Source organism: Pseudomonas sp. P4_C8 (assembly GCF_056401975.1).
The window spans coordinates 194,691-211,080 of the sequence record NZ_JBFUIH010000009.1; the positions used below are offsets into that span (position 1 = coordinate 194,691).

At 57.7% G+C, this 16,390-nt stretch carries 18 protein-coding genes and 2 pseudogenes; 10 read left to right on the plus strand and 10 right to left on the minus strand.

Going from position 1 to position 16,390, the window contains the following annotated elements:
- Positions 1–54 precede the first annotated feature (54 nt).
- The 3 genes from AC1DWM_RS08320 to AC1DWM_RS08330 all read right to left on the minus strand — a co-directional run bounded on the left by AC1DWM_RS08320 (position 55) and on the right by AC1DWM_RS08330 (position 3,153).
- Positions 55–585, minus strand: a complete 531-nt coding sequence (locus tag AC1DWM_RS08320) for a hypothetical protein (RefSeq protein WP_477794989.1) — start codon at positions 583–585, stop codon at positions 55–57.
- A gap of 114 nt (positions 586–699) precedes the next feature.
- Positions 700–1,218 (minus strand): ankyrin repeat domain-containing protein, encoded by a 519-nt coding sequence (locus AC1DWM_RS08325; protein WP_223518709.1) that lies wholly within the window; start codon positions 1,216–1,218, stop codon positions 700–702.
- 96 nt (positions 1,219–1,314) lie between these two features.
- Positions 1,315–3,153 carry a long-chain-acyl-CoA synthetase gene (locus AC1DWM_RS08330; protein WP_477794990.1) on the minus strand — a complete coding sequence of 613 codons (1,839 nt, stop codon included), beginning with the start codon at positions 3,151–3,153 and terminating at the stop codon, positions 1,315–1,317.
- A 341-nt stretch (positions 3,154–3,494) separates the two neighbouring features.
- On the opposite strand from AC1DWM_RS08330, the gene AC1DWM_RS08335 reads away from it, so the two are divergent.
- The gene (locus AC1DWM_RS08335) at positions 3,495–3,773 is read left to right on the plus strand and encodes a DUF3509 domain-containing protein (protein WP_223518706.1); all 279 of its coding nucleotides are present in this window, start codon (positions 3,495–3,497) and stop codon (positions 3,771–3,773) included.
- A 164-nt stretch (positions 3,774–3,937) separates the two neighbouring features.
- Here AC1DWM_RS08335 and AC1DWM_RS08340 read toward each other — a convergent pair whose 3' ends face one another.
- The 3 genes from AC1DWM_RS08340 to aroC form a co-directional block, all read right to left on the minus strand.
- Positions 3,938–4,483, minus strand: a complete 546-nt coding sequence (locus AC1DWM_RS08340; RefSeq protein ID WP_477794991.1) for a 1,2-dihydroxy-3-keto-5-methylthiopentene dioxygenase — start codon at positions 4,481–4,483, stop codon at positions 3,938–3,940.
- A gap of 118 nt (positions 4,484–4,601) precedes the next feature.
- Positions 4,602–5,753 carry an MFS transporter gene (locus AC1DWM_RS08345; protein WP_477794992.1) on the minus strand — a complete coding sequence of 384 codons (1,152 nt, stop codon included), beginning with the start codon at positions 5,751–5,753 and terminating at the stop codon, positions 4,602–4,604.
- A 28-nt stretch (positions 5,754–5,781) separates the two neighbouring features.
- Complete coding sequence (aroC, locus tag AC1DWM_RS08350; RefSeq protein ID WP_477794993.1) at positions 5,782–6,873, minus strand: chorismate synthase; 1,092 nt, start codon at positions 6,871–6,873, stop codon at positions 5,782–5,784.
- An 84-nt stretch (positions 6,874–6,957) separates the two neighbouring features.
- Here aroC and AC1DWM_RS08355 point away from each other — a divergent pair.
- Both AC1DWM_RS08355 and AC1DWM_RS08360 read left to right on the plus strand, forming a co-directional pair.
- A pseudogene (locus AC1DWM_RS08355) lies at positions 6,958–7,957 on the plus strand (alpha/beta hydrolase).
- A gap of 95 nt (positions 7,958–8,052) precedes the next feature.
- The gene (locus tag AC1DWM_RS08360) at positions 8,053–8,844 is read left to right on the plus strand and encodes a hypothetical protein (protein WP_477794994.1); all 792 of its coding nucleotides are present in this window, start codon (positions 8,053–8,055) and stop codon (positions 8,842–8,844) included.
- A gap of 90 nt (positions 8,845–8,934) precedes the next feature.
- Here AC1DWM_RS08360 and prmB read toward each other — a convergent pair whose 3' ends face one another.
- Entirely contained in the window at positions 8,935–9,843 is a 909-nt protein-coding gene (gene prmB / locus AC1DWM_RS08365) for a 50S ribosomal protein L3 N(5)-glutamine methyltransferase (protein WP_223518695.1), read from the minus strand.
- 239 nt (positions 9,844–10,082) lie between these two features.
- Between prmB and AC1DWM_RS08370 the strand changes: the two genes are divergently transcribed.
- The 3 genes from AC1DWM_RS08370 (at position 10,083) to AC1DWM_RS08380 (ending at position 11,774) form a co-directional block, all read left to right on the plus strand.
- Positions 10,083–10,673, plus strand: a complete 591-nt coding sequence (locus tag AC1DWM_RS08370; protein ID WP_223518694.1) for a cysteine hydrolase family protein — start codon at positions 10,083–10,085, stop codon at positions 10,671–10,673.
- Positions 10,674–10,809: 136 nt separating this feature from the next.
- On the plus strand, positions 10,810–11,130 hold the full coding sequence (locus tag AC1DWM_RS08375) for a hypothetical protein (protein WP_223518693.1): 321 nt from the start codon (positions 10,810–10,812) through the stop codon (positions 11,128–11,130).
- 86 nt (positions 11,131–11,216) lie between these two features.
- Complete coding sequence (locus AC1DWM_RS08380) at positions 11,217–11,774, plus strand: Smr/MutS family protein (protein WP_452627542.1); 558 nt, start codon at positions 11,217–11,219, stop codon at positions 11,772–11,774.
- A gap of 907 nt (positions 11,775–12,681) precedes the next feature.
- On the opposite strand, the gene AC1DWM_RS08385 is transcribed toward AC1DWM_RS08380, so the two are convergent.
- From AC1DWM_RS08385 to AC1DWM_RS08395, 3 genes are read right to left on the minus strand one after another with little or no spacing between them, the layout of a single operon-like run.
- The gene (locus AC1DWM_RS08385) at positions 12,682–13,854 is read right to left on the minus strand and encodes an acyltransferase family protein (protein ID WP_223518689.1); all 1,173 of its coding nucleotides are present in this window, start codon (positions 13,852–13,854) and stop codon (positions 12,682–12,684) included.
- Positions 13,855–13,874: 20 nt separating this feature from the next.
- Positions 13,875–14,171: a DUF2514 family protein gene (locus tag AC1DWM_RS08390; protein ID WP_477794998.1), complete on the minus strand. Its 297-nt coding sequence runs from the start codon at positions 14,169–14,171 to the stop codon at positions 13,875–13,877.
- Positions 14,059–14,304 carry a DUF2514 domain-containing protein gene (locus AC1DWM_RS08395; RefSeq protein ID WP_263288328.1) on the minus strand — a complete coding sequence of 82 codons (246 nt, stop codon included), beginning with the start codon at positions 14,302–14,304 and terminating at the stop codon, positions 14,059–14,061. Before AC1DWM_RS08395 ends, AC1DWM_RS08390 begins: the two co-directional genes overlap by 113 nt.
- Before the next feature lie 23 nt (positions 14,305–14,327).
- Between AC1DWM_RS08395 and AC1DWM_RS08400 the strand changes: the two genes are divergently transcribed.
- The 4 genes and pseudogenes from AC1DWM_RS08400 to AC1DWM_RS08415 all read left to right on the plus strand — a co-directional run.
- Complete coding sequence (locus tag AC1DWM_RS08400; RefSeq protein WP_477794995.1) at positions 14,328–14,957, plus strand: site-specific integrase; 630 nt, start codon at positions 14,328–14,330, stop codon at positions 14,955–14,957.
- Between the two features lie 22 nt (positions 14,958–14,979).
- The gene (folE, locus tag AC1DWM_RS08405; RefSeq protein WP_223518685.1) at positions 14,980–15,525 is read left to right on the plus strand and encodes a GTP cyclohydrolase I FolE; all 546 of its coding nucleotides are present in this window, start codon (positions 14,980–14,982) and stop codon (positions 15,523–15,525) included.
- Between the two features lie 104 nt (positions 15,526–15,629).
- Positions 15,630–16,001: a glutathione S-transferase N-terminal domain-containing protein gene (locus AC1DWM_RS08410; RefSeq protein ID WP_223518682.1), complete on the plus strand. Its 372-nt coding sequence runs from the start codon at positions 15,630–15,632 to the stop codon at positions 15,999–16,001.
- Positions 16,002–16,221: 220 nt separating this feature from the next.
- A pseudogene (locus AC1DWM_RS08415) lies at positions 16,222–16,390 on the plus strand (IS5/IS1182 family transposase); the annotation flags it as partial.

The window sequence follows — 16,390 nt, forward strand, 5'->3', positions numbered from 1 at the left end:
CACTCTTAGGATAGCCGCCCAATGCCAGTGTTCCGATTTTTTACTGGGTTAACGTCAGATATGGATCGCCACTTTCAAGGCTTCCAGGGATGGCGCAGCGGCGATGCCGACCTCGGCGCACAGTTCAAGTACCCGTGGCACGTCGTTGCCGTAGACCAGCACCACTTGCAGTTCGTCGTCGAGCAACTGGCTGAAGTTCATCAGCGTGTAGCCGCCGTTTTCCTTGTTCATGCTGCCCATTTGCACCTGAATGCGGTTGAGCGCGGTCAGGGCATCGGTTTTGGCCAGTTGCTTGGGTTTGATATTGAAATCAACACCGGGGCCGAACGAAGCGACGATCTGGGCGAACAGGTCCATGTATGTGTCGGCCTGGAACAACACTGTCTCCGGCAGACTGCCGACAACCACCCATTCGCCCAAGGCGATCGGGAACGTGTCGTCGTAGTTGATATCCGGATTGGCCGTCAGAAAAGCTTCAGGATCGGCGTAAGCCTGAGCCGCTTCGTCAGCGACCTTCAGAATTTCGTCATCGCTCATGCACCCGGAGCTGATTTTGCTGATGAGTTCGACGAGTGCGGCTTTCATGAGGTGGATCCTGTAGCGAATGATTTTTGAGGGCGCGAAGGATAGCGCATTCGGAGGAAGTTACCGAGCAGGGTGAGACCTGTGGTGAGGGGCTTGGTCCCCCACCACAAAGGATCAGCCGAGCAGTTTTTCCAACTGAGCGATGGTGTCGGTGGCGCCGAGGGTTTTCGCGGCATCGAGTGCGGACACGCCGTTGGCGTCCTTGGCTTTTGGATCGGCACCTTTGCTGATCAGGTAGTCGACGATTTCGACGCGGTTGAACATCGCCGCCATCATCAACGCGGTTCGGCCATCAAACGATGAACCTTCCACTTGCGCCCCGCCGTCTACCAGTGCCTTGACCACTGCCAGGTCGCCCTTGAACGCGGCACCGGCAATCGGGCTTTGGCCGTTGTCATTGCGAATTTCCGGGTCGGCTTTGTGTTCAAGCAGGACTTTTACGGTATCCACGTGGCCATGGTAGGCGGCCAGCATCAGCAAGGTGTCGCCTTTGTGGTTGCGCAGATTAGGCGGCAGGCCTTTGGTCAGCAGCGCAGCCATCATGGCCGCATCACCCTCGCGCGCTTTGTTGAAGACCTGTTCGGCAAATTCAGCGGCTTCTTCGGGGGTCATCTGGCGGCTTTGGTCTGACATCGGGGGCTCCACGTTGGGTTATTCGCAAAGCCGACAGTTTCCCGAGCAGCCCCCACGCTGTCACTTGTTTTTTCTCAAGGGTAGCCATAGCCACCTTCAATAGCGGTACTTGCCGTCATGAATATCCGCCAGCACCTGCTCGGTCACTTGCACGTAAGTCTGGGTGCCGGGTAGCCAGGCGTAGATCGGGTCATCACCAGTTTTGCCGGGGTCGAAGGCTTCGTCCTTGAGCCGGGTCTTCTGGTATTTGAACGTCCCGGTGGTCTCCATTTTCACTTTCACCCGCAGGAACAGCGGCACCGCATAGGCAGGCATTTGCTGGCGAGCGAATTCCAGCAATTCGCTGAAGTCCAGGGTGGCCAGGGATTCGGCCGGGGTAATCGCAGCCATGCCGGCGCGCCCGTTGGTGTTTCGGACCTCCACGCCATACGCCACGGCTTCCGCGATCTGCGGATATTGCAGCAAGATGTTTTCGACTTCCGTGGTCGAGACGTTTTCACCCTTCCAACGATAGGTATCACCCAATCGGTCGACGAATTGTGCATGGCCGAAACCAATGTTGCGCAGCAGGTCACCGGTGTTGAAGTAACTATCGCCCTTCTTGAACACGTCATGCAGCACGACTTTTGCGGTCTTTTGCGGATCGGTATAGCCGTCCAGCGGAGCCTTGTCGTCGATTTTCGCCAACAACAGACCCTGCGTGCCTTTGGCCACTTTGTTCATGAAACCCTTGGCATTGCGAATCGGTTGGCCGCTGTCATGATCGTAGGTCACCAATTCCCAGGCCATTAGCGAGAAACCGATGGTGTGGTCGAAATTGAGAATGTTGATGAAGCCGATGTTGCCGTCGCTGGCCGCATACAGCTCGCAAATATGCTTAACGCCAAAACGGGTTTTGAAGGCGTTCCACGCGCCAGGACGCAAACCGTTGCCGATCATCTTGGTCACGCCGTGTTGGCTGTCTTCGGCACTGGGTGGTTGATCCACCAGATAGCGGCACAGTTCGCCGACGTAGCCGAGGGTGGTCGCGTGATATTTGCGTACGTCACTCCAGAACTGGCTGGCGCTGAACTTGCGGCGGATGGCGAACCCCGAGGCGCCGCTGATGGCCGAACCCCAGCACACGCAGAGCCCGGTGGCGTGATACAGCGGCAAGGTGCAATAGACGATGTCGTGCGGCTGCATGTCCAGGGCGATCAGGCCGAAACTGGCAGAGCTGCGCATCCAGCGCCCGTGTTTGAAGACGCCGGCCTTGGGCAGCCCGGTGGTGCCCGAGGTGTAGATATAGAAACAAGGATCGTCGAAAAAAACCTGCTGGCTGCTGGCAGGGTTGTTGTCGGCTGCATCGGCACTGGCCGCCATCAGGTTGACGAAACCCTCGGGGGCAATGCCCGGATGGTTGTAGGTGGCTTGATCGGCGACGTACCAGGTTCGCGCCGGGGCAATGGACACCCGTTCGCGGACCTGCGAAAACGCCGGGACCAATTCGCCGCCGACAATGATCGCCACGGGCGCCACCAGGTTCAGGCTGTGCAAGAGGGTATCGCGGGTCTGCGAAGTATTGAGCAACGCGCTGATCGCGCCGACCTTGGCCACCGCCAGAATCGTCACCAGCAGCTCCGGGCGGTTCTCGATGAAGACCGCGACCACGTCACCCTTGCCGATGTCTTGGGCAATCAGATGATGAGCGATGCGGTTGGCCCATTGATTGACCTGCGTATACGTCAGTGTCACGTCGCCCTGCAGTAACGCGGGGCCATCGGGATTGCGCAACGTCGCCTGCTCGAAACACCAGCCCAAGCCACACGGTTGGGTCGGATCCTTGACATTGGCGACCTTCAGGCCTTTCACCACGCGGGGAATGGCTTTGGCAATCGTCGGCAGCTTGCGGAGCATCATGCCCCAGGTAATCGTGTCGTTCGGCGTGCGTTTCATGCGTGTTCCCGCTGATTTTCTTATTGTCGGGCGGCGATCTTTGAGCTCGAAAATACGTCAGCGGTTCTTGAGCTGTACACGCGGTTTTTGCAATGTTTTGTATCCGCAGCCCGGACTAACGAACGATGAACCTCGACCTGCCAATTGGCTCCATCGAAACAGCAACGATCTTTCAAAATGCAGGATGCACGATGGCCATTCATGCAGATTGCACGAAACCGAAAATCCGGTAAAAGCTTAACTGATTGATTTATATAGATTTTTTAAACTTAAAATACTGGCACAATCGCTGCAACTACCTCTCCATGCTTGCCAATCATGTGCACACGGAGCTGATAGACATGAACCTGATCCAAGAAAAATTTTCGTCCCTGTTCTCCAACTTCGAAGTGACCACCCAAGCGCGTCCTGACGGCGGGATTCTGCTGACCCTGCGCAGCACCGAAGGCCGGGTGTTCAAGCGTTCGATTTCCTACCAGCAATTGCATGCTGGCGATCAGTTGTCGTGGGTGATCAGTGCGATTCGTCGTGACCTTGCGGAACAGGCCAGTGAACTGCCGCAGATCTCCATGTTGCAAAGCCAGCAACGGTTTGCTTTGCCGACCTATCACACGGCGTAATTCGTCAGGACAGTACAAACCACTGTGGGAGCGAGTCTGCTCGCGAAGAGGGCGTATCAGTCGAGATTAAAGTTGACTGATACACCGCTTTCGCGAGCAAGCTCGCTCCCACAAGTTATGTGCTTTGATCTTAAAAAGTTGAAGGATTGATCCGCGCGAAACGGTCAGTCCTCAAGACGCGGGAAGCGGCTGGCGATGTCTTCGCCAGTGAAGTTGGCCACCCAGCCTTCAGGGTTTTTGAACAGACGAATCGCCACAAAATGCGGGTGTTCGCCCATGTCAAACCAGTGCGGCGTGCCGGCCGGCACCGAGATCAGGTCGTTCTTTTCGCAGAGTACCGCGTAGACGTAATCGCCGATGTGCAGGGAAAACAAGCCACGACCGACAACGAAAAATCGGACTTCGTCTTCGCCATGACAGTGTTCGTCGAGGAACTTGGCGCGCAACTCGGCTTTTTGCGGGTGATCACTGTTCACGCTGATAACGTCGACGGTGATGTAACCGTGTTCGGTCATCAGTTTGTCGATTTGTTCCTGATACGCGGCGATCACTTCTTCCTGACTTGCGCCGGGCTGGATTTTCGCCGCCGCTTGCCAGCGGTCGAAGCGCACGCCCTGCTCGGCCAGGGTCGAGGCGATGTCTTCGAAATGGGTCAGCACCTTGTTCGGCAGGTCAGGGCTTGTGACGTGGTAAACGGACAGGCTGCTCATCAGGGCAACTCCTTAACGGTTCATGCTTTACGGTTAAAGAGCGCGCGCGTCTTCAACTCGCACTCGAAAAAATTCAATGGCCTCGATCTGCCCTGGACGAGGTGTCCACGGGTAAGGCTCATGGCCTGTCCTCTTGCAGTCGTGTGGCAATGATAACGGCTGCCGCCAGGGATGCGACGCTTGCAATACTAAAGGTCAATGGGGCGCCGAGGGCATTCCAGCTGTAGCCGGAATACAACGCGCCCAAAGCGCCGCCGGTGCCGGCCAGCGCCGCGTATAGCGCCTGGCCCTGCCCCTGCTGACGGGCGCCAAAGCTACGTTGCACGAACTGAATGGCAGCCGCGTGAAAGCTGCCGAAGGTGGCCGCATGCAGCACTTGGGCGAACAGCAACACCCAAAGAAACTCGGCAAACGAACCGAGCAGCACCCAGCGCAGGGCGGCCAGCAGGAAACTCGCCAACAGCACCCGGCGCACCGAGAACCGCGTGAGGATTCGGGTCATGGCCAGAAACATCAACACTTCAGCGACCACGCCGACGGCCCAGAGCATGCCGATCACGCCTCGGCTATAGCCGAGACGTTCCAGGTGCAAGGTCAAAAACGTGTAATAAGGCCCGTGGCTCATTTGCATCAACGCCACGCAGCCATAAAACGCCAGGACGCCGGGGCTGCGCAATTGTTTGAGAAAACCTTCACCCGCCAGCCGCTCACCCTGAGCCGGTTGGGCATTGGGCACCCACAGGCTGCTGACGACGATACCGGCCATGATCAACACCAATGCCACCGGATAAATGTCGAGGCTGAGCCATTCGAACAATCGACCAAGCAAAACCACGGTGATGATGAAACCGATGGAGCCCCACAAGCGGATCTGGCTGTAGCGCGAGGTCTGCCCTTTCAGGTGCGCCAGGGTGATGACTTCGAACTGCGGCAATACCGCGTGCCAGAAGAACGCGTGCAGCGCCATGACCATTGCCAGCCAGGCGTATGTCTTGCTGACGAAAATCAGCRAGAACGTCAGCAGCGTACATACCGCACCGAAGCGCACGATGGCCAGCCGTCGGCCGGTGTAGTCACCCAACCAGCCCCAGATGTTCGGCGCAACGCAGCGCATCAGCATCGGGATCGCCACCAGTTCGCCGATCCGCGCGCTGGAAAAGCCCAGGTGATCGAAGTACAGCGCCAGAAACGGCGCCGTCGAACCGAGCAAGGCGAAATAGAACAGATAGAAACTGGAGAGCCGCCAGTACGGGAGCGCCGCTGCCGTCATCAGACTGCAGCGGCTGTCAGGTCAGCCATTAAAGCTGACCCAGCACCGGGGTGCTCACGCGCACATCGGCGTTCTGCCCACGGTGACGCAGCAAGTGATCCATCAGCACGATGGCCATCATCGCTTCAGCGATGGGCGTGGCACGAATGCCGACGCACGGGTCGTGACGGCCTTTGGTGATGACTTCCACCGGGTTGCCATGGACGTCGATGGAGCGGCCCGGCGTGGTGATGCTCGACGTCGGCTTCAGCGCCAGGTGCGCGACGATCGGCTGACCGGACGAGATGCCGCCCAAAATACCGCCGGCGTTGTTGCTGAGGAAACCTTCCGGAGTCATTTCGTCGCGGTGTTCGGTGCCGCGCTGGGCGACGCTGGCGAAACCGGCGCCGATTTCCACGCCTTTCACTGCGTTGATGCTCATCAGCGCATGGGCCAGTTCGGCGTCGAGGCGGTCGAAAATCGGCTCGCCCAGGCCTGGCATCACACCTTCAGCCACCACAGTGATTTTCGCACCGACCGAATCCTGATCGCGACGCAGCTGGTCCATATAGGCTTCCAGCTCCGGGACTTTGTCTGGGTCAGGGCTGAAGAAGGCGTTTTCTTCCACCGAATCCCAGGTTTTGAACGGGATTTCAATCGGGCCCAGCTGGCTCATGTAGCCRCGAATGACAATGCCTTGCGTCGCCAGGTACTTTTTCGCAATCGCCCCGGCAGCCACGCGCATGGCGGTTTCCCGGGCCGAGCTGCGACCGCCGCCACGGTAATCGCGCTCACCGTATTTATGGTGGTAGGTGTAATCGGCGTGGGCCGGGCGGAACAGATCCTTGATCGCCGAGTAGTCCTTGGACTTCTGGTCGGTGTTGCGGATCAACAGGCCAATGGGGCAACCGGTGGTGCGACCTTCGAACACGCCAGAGAGGATTTCGACTTCGTCGGCTTCCTGGCGTTGCGTGGTGTGGCGGCTGGTGCCGGGCTTGCGGCGGTCCAGATCACGCTGCAGATCCTCCAGGGAAATCTCCAGCCCCGGCGGGCAGCCGTCGACAATGGCGACCAACGCCGGGCCATGGCTTTCGCCCGCGGTGGTGACAGTGAACAGCTTGCCGTAGGTATTGCCGGACATGCAGGACGCTCCGTGAAATAGAACCTGAATACGTAATGCGCGCCAGTATACGCAGGCTACCCGAGTAGTTCATCCTCGAACCTTATGGGTGCCGGTGAGTCCAAACGGCATCTTTGTGAATGATGGCGTGATGATGCTGCGAGTTTTAGCCTTGAGCCTGACCCTGTTTACCGGCTTTGTGCAGGCCACCGTCCTGCAACGCCCCGTCACCCTGGATACCGGCAGCGGTGAGCTTTTCGGCTCGTTGCTGCTGCCCAAGTCCGACACGCCTGTGCCGGTTGTCCTGATCATATCCGGCTCCGGTCCTACGGATCGCGACGGCAATAACACCGATGGCGGACGCAACGACAGCCTGAAACGGCTGGCCTGGGTGCTGGCCAAACACAACATCGCCAGCGTGCGTTATGACAAACGCGGGGTGGCGGCGAGCCTTGCCGCCACCCCGGACGAACGCAATCTGTCGGTCGAGGCCTATGTGGCCGATGCCGAAGCCTGGGGGCGCAAGCTCAAATCCGATCCACGTTTTAGCCAACTGATTTTGCTCGGCCACAGCGAAGGCGCCCTGATTGCCACTCTGGCGGCACCGAGCGTGGATGCTGCCGGGGTCATTTCCCTGTCCGGCAGCGCGCGACCGGTCGATCAGGTGTTGCGTCAGCAGTTGAGCAATCACCTGCCACCTGCGCTGATGCAGCGCAGTAATGAGCTGCTCGACACCCTCAAGGCCGGCCACACCGACGACAACGTGCCCCCGCCATTGCAGGGAATATTCCGCCCAAGTGTGCAGCCGTATCTGATTTCGCTGTTCCGCCAGGATCCGGCAGCGGCGTTTGCCCGATTGAAGATGCCGGCGCTGATCATCCAGGGCAGCAACGACATTCAGGTCGGTGTCGGTGACGCCAGGCTGCTGAAGGCCGCCAAACCGGACGCCGAACTGGCGCTGATCGAAGGCATGAATCACGTCATGCGCATCGTGCCCAACGATGTAAAACGCCAACTGGCCTCTTACAAAGATCCACAATTGCCGCTGGCTGCCGAACTTGGCACACGAATTCTCGGGTTTATTGACGGACTTAGCACCCGTTAAGCGCTGTTGGCCCTCCAGTCCTGTCAAAAACGGCCGATAAGCCTTTGTCGCCAGCGCACTGGCTGGCGGCAGGGCTTGGACAGGATCTCGCCGTTATGACTGATACCCAGACTTCACCCGACACCACCGCTGAACAAGACGCACCGCCAGCGGTTGAGCTGCCGTGGGCGGACGTCCACGTCGAGCACCACAAAATGCTTCGTCTGGCGCCGCTAAAAACCGACCGTAACACCGGCGGGAGGCCGCTGCGCTTTGTCGAATTCGGCTATGCCGAACGCCACAGCACGGATCAAAGCCTGATGCGCATGAGCATCACCCTGCCCGGTCAGCGTGTGCGCAAAGAACAGAATCATCTGGACGTGTGGGTCGATCACACCACCAAGAGCGTGCATTTCGGGCCCGACAGTGGCCTGCAGATTGAACCGATGAACCGTGGCATCGGCCGCTACATGGCCGCTCAAGGGATCACTTGGGCGAAGAAGCGTTGGTCTGGTTACACCGTCGACGGCATGAACCTGAACAACAAAGATGCGCTGAACGAAGACACCCGCCTACGCCGCGATCACTTTCTCGGGGCCCATGGTTTTGAGGTGGTGTATGCCGATGCCCAGCATTTGAAGGGCCGCGTCGAAGCCGTACGGATCGGCGACCTTTCGGGCGACTGGAACACTGAAAAGCTGCAGCAGGTGGAAATTCTTGAAGCAGCACAGATGCTTCAGCAGGCCGAACAGAACCTGGCCGAGCAGGAAGTGAAGCTGCAGACGCACGAAGAAAAAGTCAGCAAGTACAGGCGAGAAGACGCCGGGCTGCGCTTTACCATTACGTGTCTGGTGGCGTTTGCGGTGTTTCAGGCGGGGTTGTTGATCTGGATTGCTACGCATCGGTAAAAGTTTGAGACCGAGGCGCGGCCATCGCGGGCAAGCCATGCTCCTACAGGTTTTGTAGGAGCATGGCTTGCCCGCGATGGCTTTCTAAAGTCAGACGCGGGAAGCGAACAGGGCCTGATGATCGCGGCACTGCTCAGCCGTCAACATGAATACCCCATGCCCGCCGCGCTCGAAATCGAGCCAGGCGAAATCGACTTCCGGGTACAGCGCCTCGACGTGAACCTGGCTGTTGCCCACTTCGACAATCAGCAAGCCCTTGTCGGTCAGATGATCCGCAGCTTCAGCGAGCATGCGACGCACCAGGTTCAAACCATCATCGCCACAGGCCAGTCCCAGCTCCGGCTCGTGCTGATACTCGTCCGGCATATCGGCGAAATCTTCCGCATCGACGTAGGGCGGGTTCGACACGATCAGGTCGAAACGTTGACCCGGCAAGCCATCAAACCCATCGCCCTGAACGGTGTACACCCGCTCATCGACACCGTGACGCTCAATGTTCTGATTGGCCACTTCCAGCGCTTCGAACGACAGGTCGGCCAGTACCACTTCGGCGTTCTGGAATTCATAGGCACAGGCGATGCCGATGCAACCGGAACCGGTACAGAGGTCGAGAATGCGAGCCGGCTCTGCACCCAACCAAGGCTCGAAACGTTTTTCAATCAGCTCGCCAATCGGTGAACGCGGGATCAGCACGCGCTCGTCGACGATGAACGACATGCCACAAAACCACGCTTCACCCAGTAAGTAGGCAGTCGGAATGCGTTCTTCGATGCGACGCTTGAGCAAGCGCTGCAAATTCACCAGCTCATCTTCTTCCAACGCGCAGTCAAGGTAGCTGTCAGCTATTTCCCACGGTAAGTGCAAGGCACCCAACACCAGTTGACGGGCTTCATCCCAGGCGTTGTCAGTCCCATGGCCGAAAAACAGATCCTCCCCATGGAAGCGGCTGACGGCCCAACGGATATGGTCACGCAGGGTACGAAGTCGGGAAGTGATCACGGCGGCAAACTCCAGAAAAAACGACTGGCAATTCTAACAGCCAAAACGCGCCACGACGACGCAGGAAAAACACCGGACCAGATGTAGGATCCATCCCTTTTTACCGCTGGCTATTGAACAAAACGAGCAAACTGACAAGGCTGCAAGCCAGTAAAGACGACATCTACAATAGTAGCGATTCACAGAACCGCTCAGCCAGAGGACAATGGCGCAAAAGCCCCACTCCAAGGAGCCCCAGAATGTCCGTTCCAAAAACGATGTTTCAACTCAGCGGCCGCGGTTACGCAGCAGCCAATCTGAGCCATGCGACCCTTGTCATCATCGATGCACAAAAGGAGTACCTCAGCGGTCCGCTGGCCCTGAGCGGCATGGACGCTGCCGTCGCGAACATCAAGCAATTGCTGGCGGCTGCCCGCGCGGCCGGCCGCACCATCGTGCATGTACGCCACCTCGGCACGGTCGGCGGGCTGTTCGATCCACAAGGCGAGCGTGGTGAGTTTATCCCCGGCCTTGAACCACTGCCCGACGAAACCATCATCGGCAAATTGCTGCCAAGTGCGTTCCACGGCACTGAACTGGCAAAGCGCCTGGAAGACCTCGGCGCCCTTGACCTGATCGTCTGCGGTTTCATGAGTCACTCCAGTGTCAGCACCACGGTGCGCGCTGCTAAGAATCTGGGTTTCCGTTGCACGCTGGTGGAAGACGCCTGTGCCACGCGCGATTTACCTTACAAGGGCGGCGTGTTGAGCGCCGAACACGTTCAACAGACCGAAATGGCGATCATGGCGGACAACTTCGCCACGCTCGCGCTCACTCACGATCTGATTTGATTTGATCGGCCCTTGATGAGCGGCCAATACTGCCGCTCATCCGCAAAAGTCACCCATTTGCCGCAATTGTCTTAGCCTCAGGAACATCCCGGTCAACTCCCGGTCGAAGGGCCGATACCCATTGAGGAAGGTCGGAATGAAGTTATCCGATGGTTTTGACGCTCGCCGCTTGCGGCCCAAAGGCCAACGCAACTGGCGTTTTCGAATTGGCGCCGCGTTTGCCGCGTTGCTGGCAACGTGCGGTGTCTTGCTCGCCATGGCCGCTGCCGCCAGCCTGTTTGGCCACGTACCCGCGCTGGGCGAACTGAACACCAGCCGGATCGGTGCGGCAGTGATTCTGGCGATCGGCCTGTTCATGCTGTACCTCGGCGTATGGCTTTGGCGTCGGTGCCGGCGCCGTTCGCGCCAGTCGCGCGGGCTGAACATGTCTCCACACCTGATGAAAAAACACGACTGAACAGAAGGCCTGGTATTTGCCGGGCCTCAATTGTTATGGATAGCGACTCGACTTGGGTAAACTGGCCGCCCTTCGCGGAGGCTGACATGCAAGACAACGATTTTTCCCTGTTCAAAAGTGCGATCCAAGGCGTCAAGCCGATCAAGCACGATCGCGCCGAAACCGGCAAACCCAAGGCCGACCGTGCGCAAATCGCCAAGCTGCGTCAAGCCGCGACCATTCGCACCGATGCCACCACCGTTGATGGGCTGTCCGATCAGTTCGTCATTGATGTCGGCCCGGAAGACGAGTTGATGTGGGCCCGTGACGGGGTTCAGGAAAGCCAGATGCGCAAGCTCAAGATCGGTCAGATTCCGTTCGAGGGCAGCCTCGATCTGCATGGCATGAGCGTGGAAAAAGCGCGAGAAACCCTCTGGGCGTTTCTGGCCGAAGCGACCAAATTCGAAATTCGCTGCGTGCGCGTCACCCACGGCAAAGCCGTGCGTCTGGACGGCAAGCGGCCGATGATCAAAAGTCACGTCAACACTTGGCTGCGCCAGCATTCACAAGTGCTTGGCTTCACCTCGTGCCAGGCTAAACATGGCGGCGCCGGAGCGGTGTATGTGATGCTCAAACGCACCATGATGGAAGGTCGTGACGAGTAAAGCTGTCGCTTCACGCTTGCAGCGCCGTGTCCATACCCTTGCCCTTTGCGAAAATCCCCACAGGTAGTTTCATGTCCCTGGAACAGAATTACACCGCAATTCTAAAGGGGTAAGCCAAAGTACGCAGAACCAATGAAACCGGGCACTTCATTACTTTGGAATACCCGGCTCACACCCTGAATACACGGTCAGTGGTACAAAAATTGGTACGGGATAGCACTGCGAACACGGAGTCGAGAAATTGAAGACCTTACTTTTCAAATTGAATCTCGTCATTCTCCGCACGTAATTTTGACAGCATCAGCATCTACTGTTGCTGCCTAAGTACTGGTTGGGCTGCTGACCCTTTGTGTCCAGAGAACACACAGAGAAACAGCAACAGTCTGAACCTCCGCGCCGGCCACACTATGAGACTCTGAGAACAGCAAGGTAGGATTACCTTTGGGTATATCTAATCAAGCTGGTTCAGCAGTTTTGCACAAACGCATTCGTGCGTTCGGTGGCATGGCCATTAGCTTCGGCTCGATGGGCATAGATCCAGTGTCCGCTGTTGCACTGGCTCTTTTGGCTACTGTCGTCTTGGCGGTGTTGTAAAACCAGGGAGGCCATGTGTACGGACGTGGCCGCCCAGCCCCATCCCTTCTACCGGCGTTCTGCCGACCGAGCACCATTCCATTCAAATCGTCTTATCGACTGCTACGCTTTCCTCGTCTGCGGAGAATTAGCACATGCCAAATTCAGATCTGCTCCCTTCCCTGCTGTTCTAAACGGGGATAGACGGGGAATCGGCCTTTGAATTCAAGGGCCAATCCCCGGCGATTCCCCGCCTTACTCCAACACACCCCGATAAATTGGCCCAAGAATTGGCCCATCCCTATCCGGCGTCCTGCCGGCCGAACAAAATCAATCAAGTAACAACCGGCTTTCGCTCAATCGAAAGCATCGACCGATTCACTCGTCCCCCGAGCCGGATACCTGGCAGCTCAACAGCTTTGTAAACCAGATAGGCAGTCAGGTACGCACCCGCCAGGACAAAGACCAACATAACGCCGACGCGCTGCGGCGGTGTCAGTCCAAGAAGGAATGGAACCCGCGTGATGATGAGTCCGGAGGCTGCAATAAAGAAACCGTGGAAAAGGTAGACACCATAGGACGTGTCCGAGGCGAACCGAACCGGCTTATTGTTGATCAGGCTGATTAGCCAGGACGGAGCCCGGCCAGACTTCTCGGCCAGGCCGATGGCCAGCATCAGCAGCAGGATGCCTGGAAGCACAAGGAAATCAGGATCAACCCTCGAACCAATATAAACGAGCACCATTGCGCAGGTGATCAGGCTGGCTTGCCGAGCTTTGGAAACTCCCTCCTTCATCGCCGCAAACAAAACCATGCCCGCGAGGAAGTAATTGAGCCGCAGAACGATTAGCGAGGGCTCGAAATAGTGGGCTTTTGAGGATATCCACGCCCCCACCAGAAACACCGGAACGCCGATCAGCAGCGACGCCTTTGCGACGCCAATCCGACGAAACACCAGGAACAGCAGGGGGAAAACTGCATAAAACTGCATTTCCAGGCTGAGGCTCCAGTCCGGAAGGAATGTCGAGAATGAGTACTCAGGATGTAGTCCAAACAGGAAAGTGAGGTGCAGAAACATGTTTGTGGCGGTGTACTCGATCCGCATCGGATCATAAACCCCACCATCACCGCCAGCCCACAGGGCCGGGTTCAAGTGCTGGAGTTCTTTGTAGCCAAGGAGAAAGTAGGAGCTGAACATTACTGCCAGCGCCAGGGACAGATAGTAGGCCGGAGCCAGCCTGAAGTAGCGACGAACCCAAAAACGCGCCCAGCTCCTTCCCGTAGTCAGCGGCTCCGAGTGCTTCCGCGCGGTGGCATTCGCCATCATCAGAAAGCCCGAGATCAGCATGAACAGATTCACTGCAATCTTCGCCGATGGCAGTGGGATGCCATACCACCCACCCCAAATCATGCAATGTGCCACCAACACCCAAAGCGCAGCGATTGCCCTGAAGAAGTTGATGAACTCGAACTCTCTTACCACTTTACACACCCGATGACGAATCACAGAAAGGCGCCAGATTACCATTATCTGGCGATCTGAATTCCGTCATACGCCGGTTCGCAGGTCACTCCGCGTCCGCGGCTTTGCTCAGCATACTCCACCAGGTTTCCCGCTCTTTCATCAGCGCGCTTGAGCACGTCGGCAAGCACCATTGCGGCGCGGGCAGTTGCCTTGCTTGCGGCGGCAGTACAGGAATTGCCGCTGGCTTCACTGGTTGCGAGTCGAGCAGCAAGGGCGTTGGCCACCCCCGCGCAGTACGTCAGCAGAAGCGCGAGCAGCGGCAGCATCAGCAGTTGCTTGATCGATCGTGCGTTGACCATCTTGAACCGACTTGTTGATTGATTGTTGGTAGGTCTGCTCTTTGGTGCGCTCGGCTGCTTCGTTGAGCGTCCGAGCTTCAGCGCCCTGCTTGTCACGGTCATCCCACTTCGCCTGCCAATCGGCATTGGCCAGTGTCTACGGTGGTTGAGGCTGATTTGATTATCGGGCACTTATATAAGGTGCTGACCGGTTCGATGCTGGTGTACGCGGCGTACTTCGAGTTCACGGTTTACACCGGCATGTGGCCAGGGGAGATAGCGGCGTTGCGCTGGGATGAGGTGAATACAGAGGGGCGCGTCGCCAACGTGTGTCGGATCGTCGCGGACTACAAGATCGAGGAGCGCACGAAAACCCGTGAAGCGCGGCGAGTCATGCTGAATAGCAGGGCATTAAATGCGATTGAGGTGGCCAAGAGTGTGGCCGAGTTGAGGGCGAAGCAGAGCCGGCGACAGCACAAGCAGTCGCCTTATGTGTTCCCGCCGACCAAGAACTTTGAGTTCATCCAGCAGGCCAGCGTGACAGACAAACATTTCAAGGCGGCACTGGTCGCACTGAAGATCAGGGCCAGACGGCAATACAACTGCCGGCACACTTACGCTACCATGTGCCTCATGGCAGGCATGAACCTCGGGTTCATTGCGAATCAGCTCGGCCACAGCGTGCAAATGCTACTGTCGACTTACGCCCGGTGGATCAATTCCAGTGAAGACTGGAGCGAAGTCGGGAAGCTTGAACAAAGCCTGATTGGTACAAAATTGGTACAGACAGAACCCGTACCCCTCTAGAACCCATACGGAATAAAGCTCTGTGACACTGGAACAGAATTACACCGCGATTCTCGGCCAACTGGGCGAGGACGCCTCCCGCGAGGGCCTGCTCGACACGCCAAAGCGTGCCGCCAAAGCCATGCAGTACCTCTGCCGCGGTTATGAACAGACGCTGGAAGAGGTCACCAACGGTGCCTTGTTCAGCTCCGACAACAGCGAAATGGTGCTGGTCAAGGACATCGAGCTGTACTCGTTGTGCGAACACCACCTGCTGCCGTTCATCGGCAAGGCGCATGTCGCCTACATCCCGAGCGGCAAAGTGCTGGGCCTGTCGAAAGTGGCGCGAATCGTCGACATGTACGCCCGCCGCCTGCAGATCCAGGAAAATCTCAGCCGCCAGATCGCGGAAGCGGTCCAGCAAGTCACCGGCGCCTTGGGCGTTGCGGTGGTGATCGAGGCCAAGCACATGTGCATGATGATGCGCGGTGTGGAGAAACAGAATTCGTCGATGATCACTTCGGTGATGCTCGGTGAGTTCCGCGAAAACGCGGCCACCCGCAGCGAGTTTCTCAGCCTGATCAAGTAATGTGCGGCACGAAGAAAACCGGCATTCATCGCCGGTTTTTTTTCGTCTGCAAAAAATCAGGTAAGCTGCGCGCCCTTCTTCATTCGCTCCGTGAGGCTTTCAACGTGTTCGTAAAAGCGCTTCGTGTCGGCCTTGGCCAACTGATCATCTTCATCGACTTCCTGACTCGTCCCGGCAAGAAGCAACGCCCCGCCGAGGCTCAGGCCAAGGTCAACTCCGCTGCCAAAGACCTGACTCTGTATCAATTCCACGCCTGCCCGTTTTGCGTGAAGACCCGCCGTACCCTGCGCCGCCTGAATGTTCCGGTGGCGTTGCGTGACGCGAAAAACAGCGAACAGGATCGCCAGACCCTGCTGGAGCAAGGTGGCAAGATCAAGGTGCCGTGCCTTCGTATTGAAGAGAACGGCCAGACGACCTGGATGTATGAGTCCAAGGTGATCATTGATTATCTGGATAAGCGTTTCGCGGCAGCCTGATGGTTTTGTGGTGCGCTGACTGACGCCATCGCCAGCAGGCTGGCTCCCACAGGTTTGTGAACGCCACAAATCCACTGTGGGAGTGAGCCTGCTCGCGATGAGGCCACCACAAATCCCAGTCAAAAATAAACCGGCCCAATCAGACTGTGTGAAAACCTAGCAATCTGCCTGGCGATCAAAGAAAATGCTCCGCATCGAAAGATACGGAGCATTTTTCGTTATGGCCTACATCCAGGGACAGTCCCGTACCCAGACCAGTTTGTTCCCGGTTTCGCTGGAGGAGTTGATCCCTGAGGATCACCTCGTTCGCGTTATCGACATCTACGTCGCCAAGCTGGACCTGGTGCGACTGGGCTTTGATAAAGCGCTACCCAAAAGCACTGGCCGCC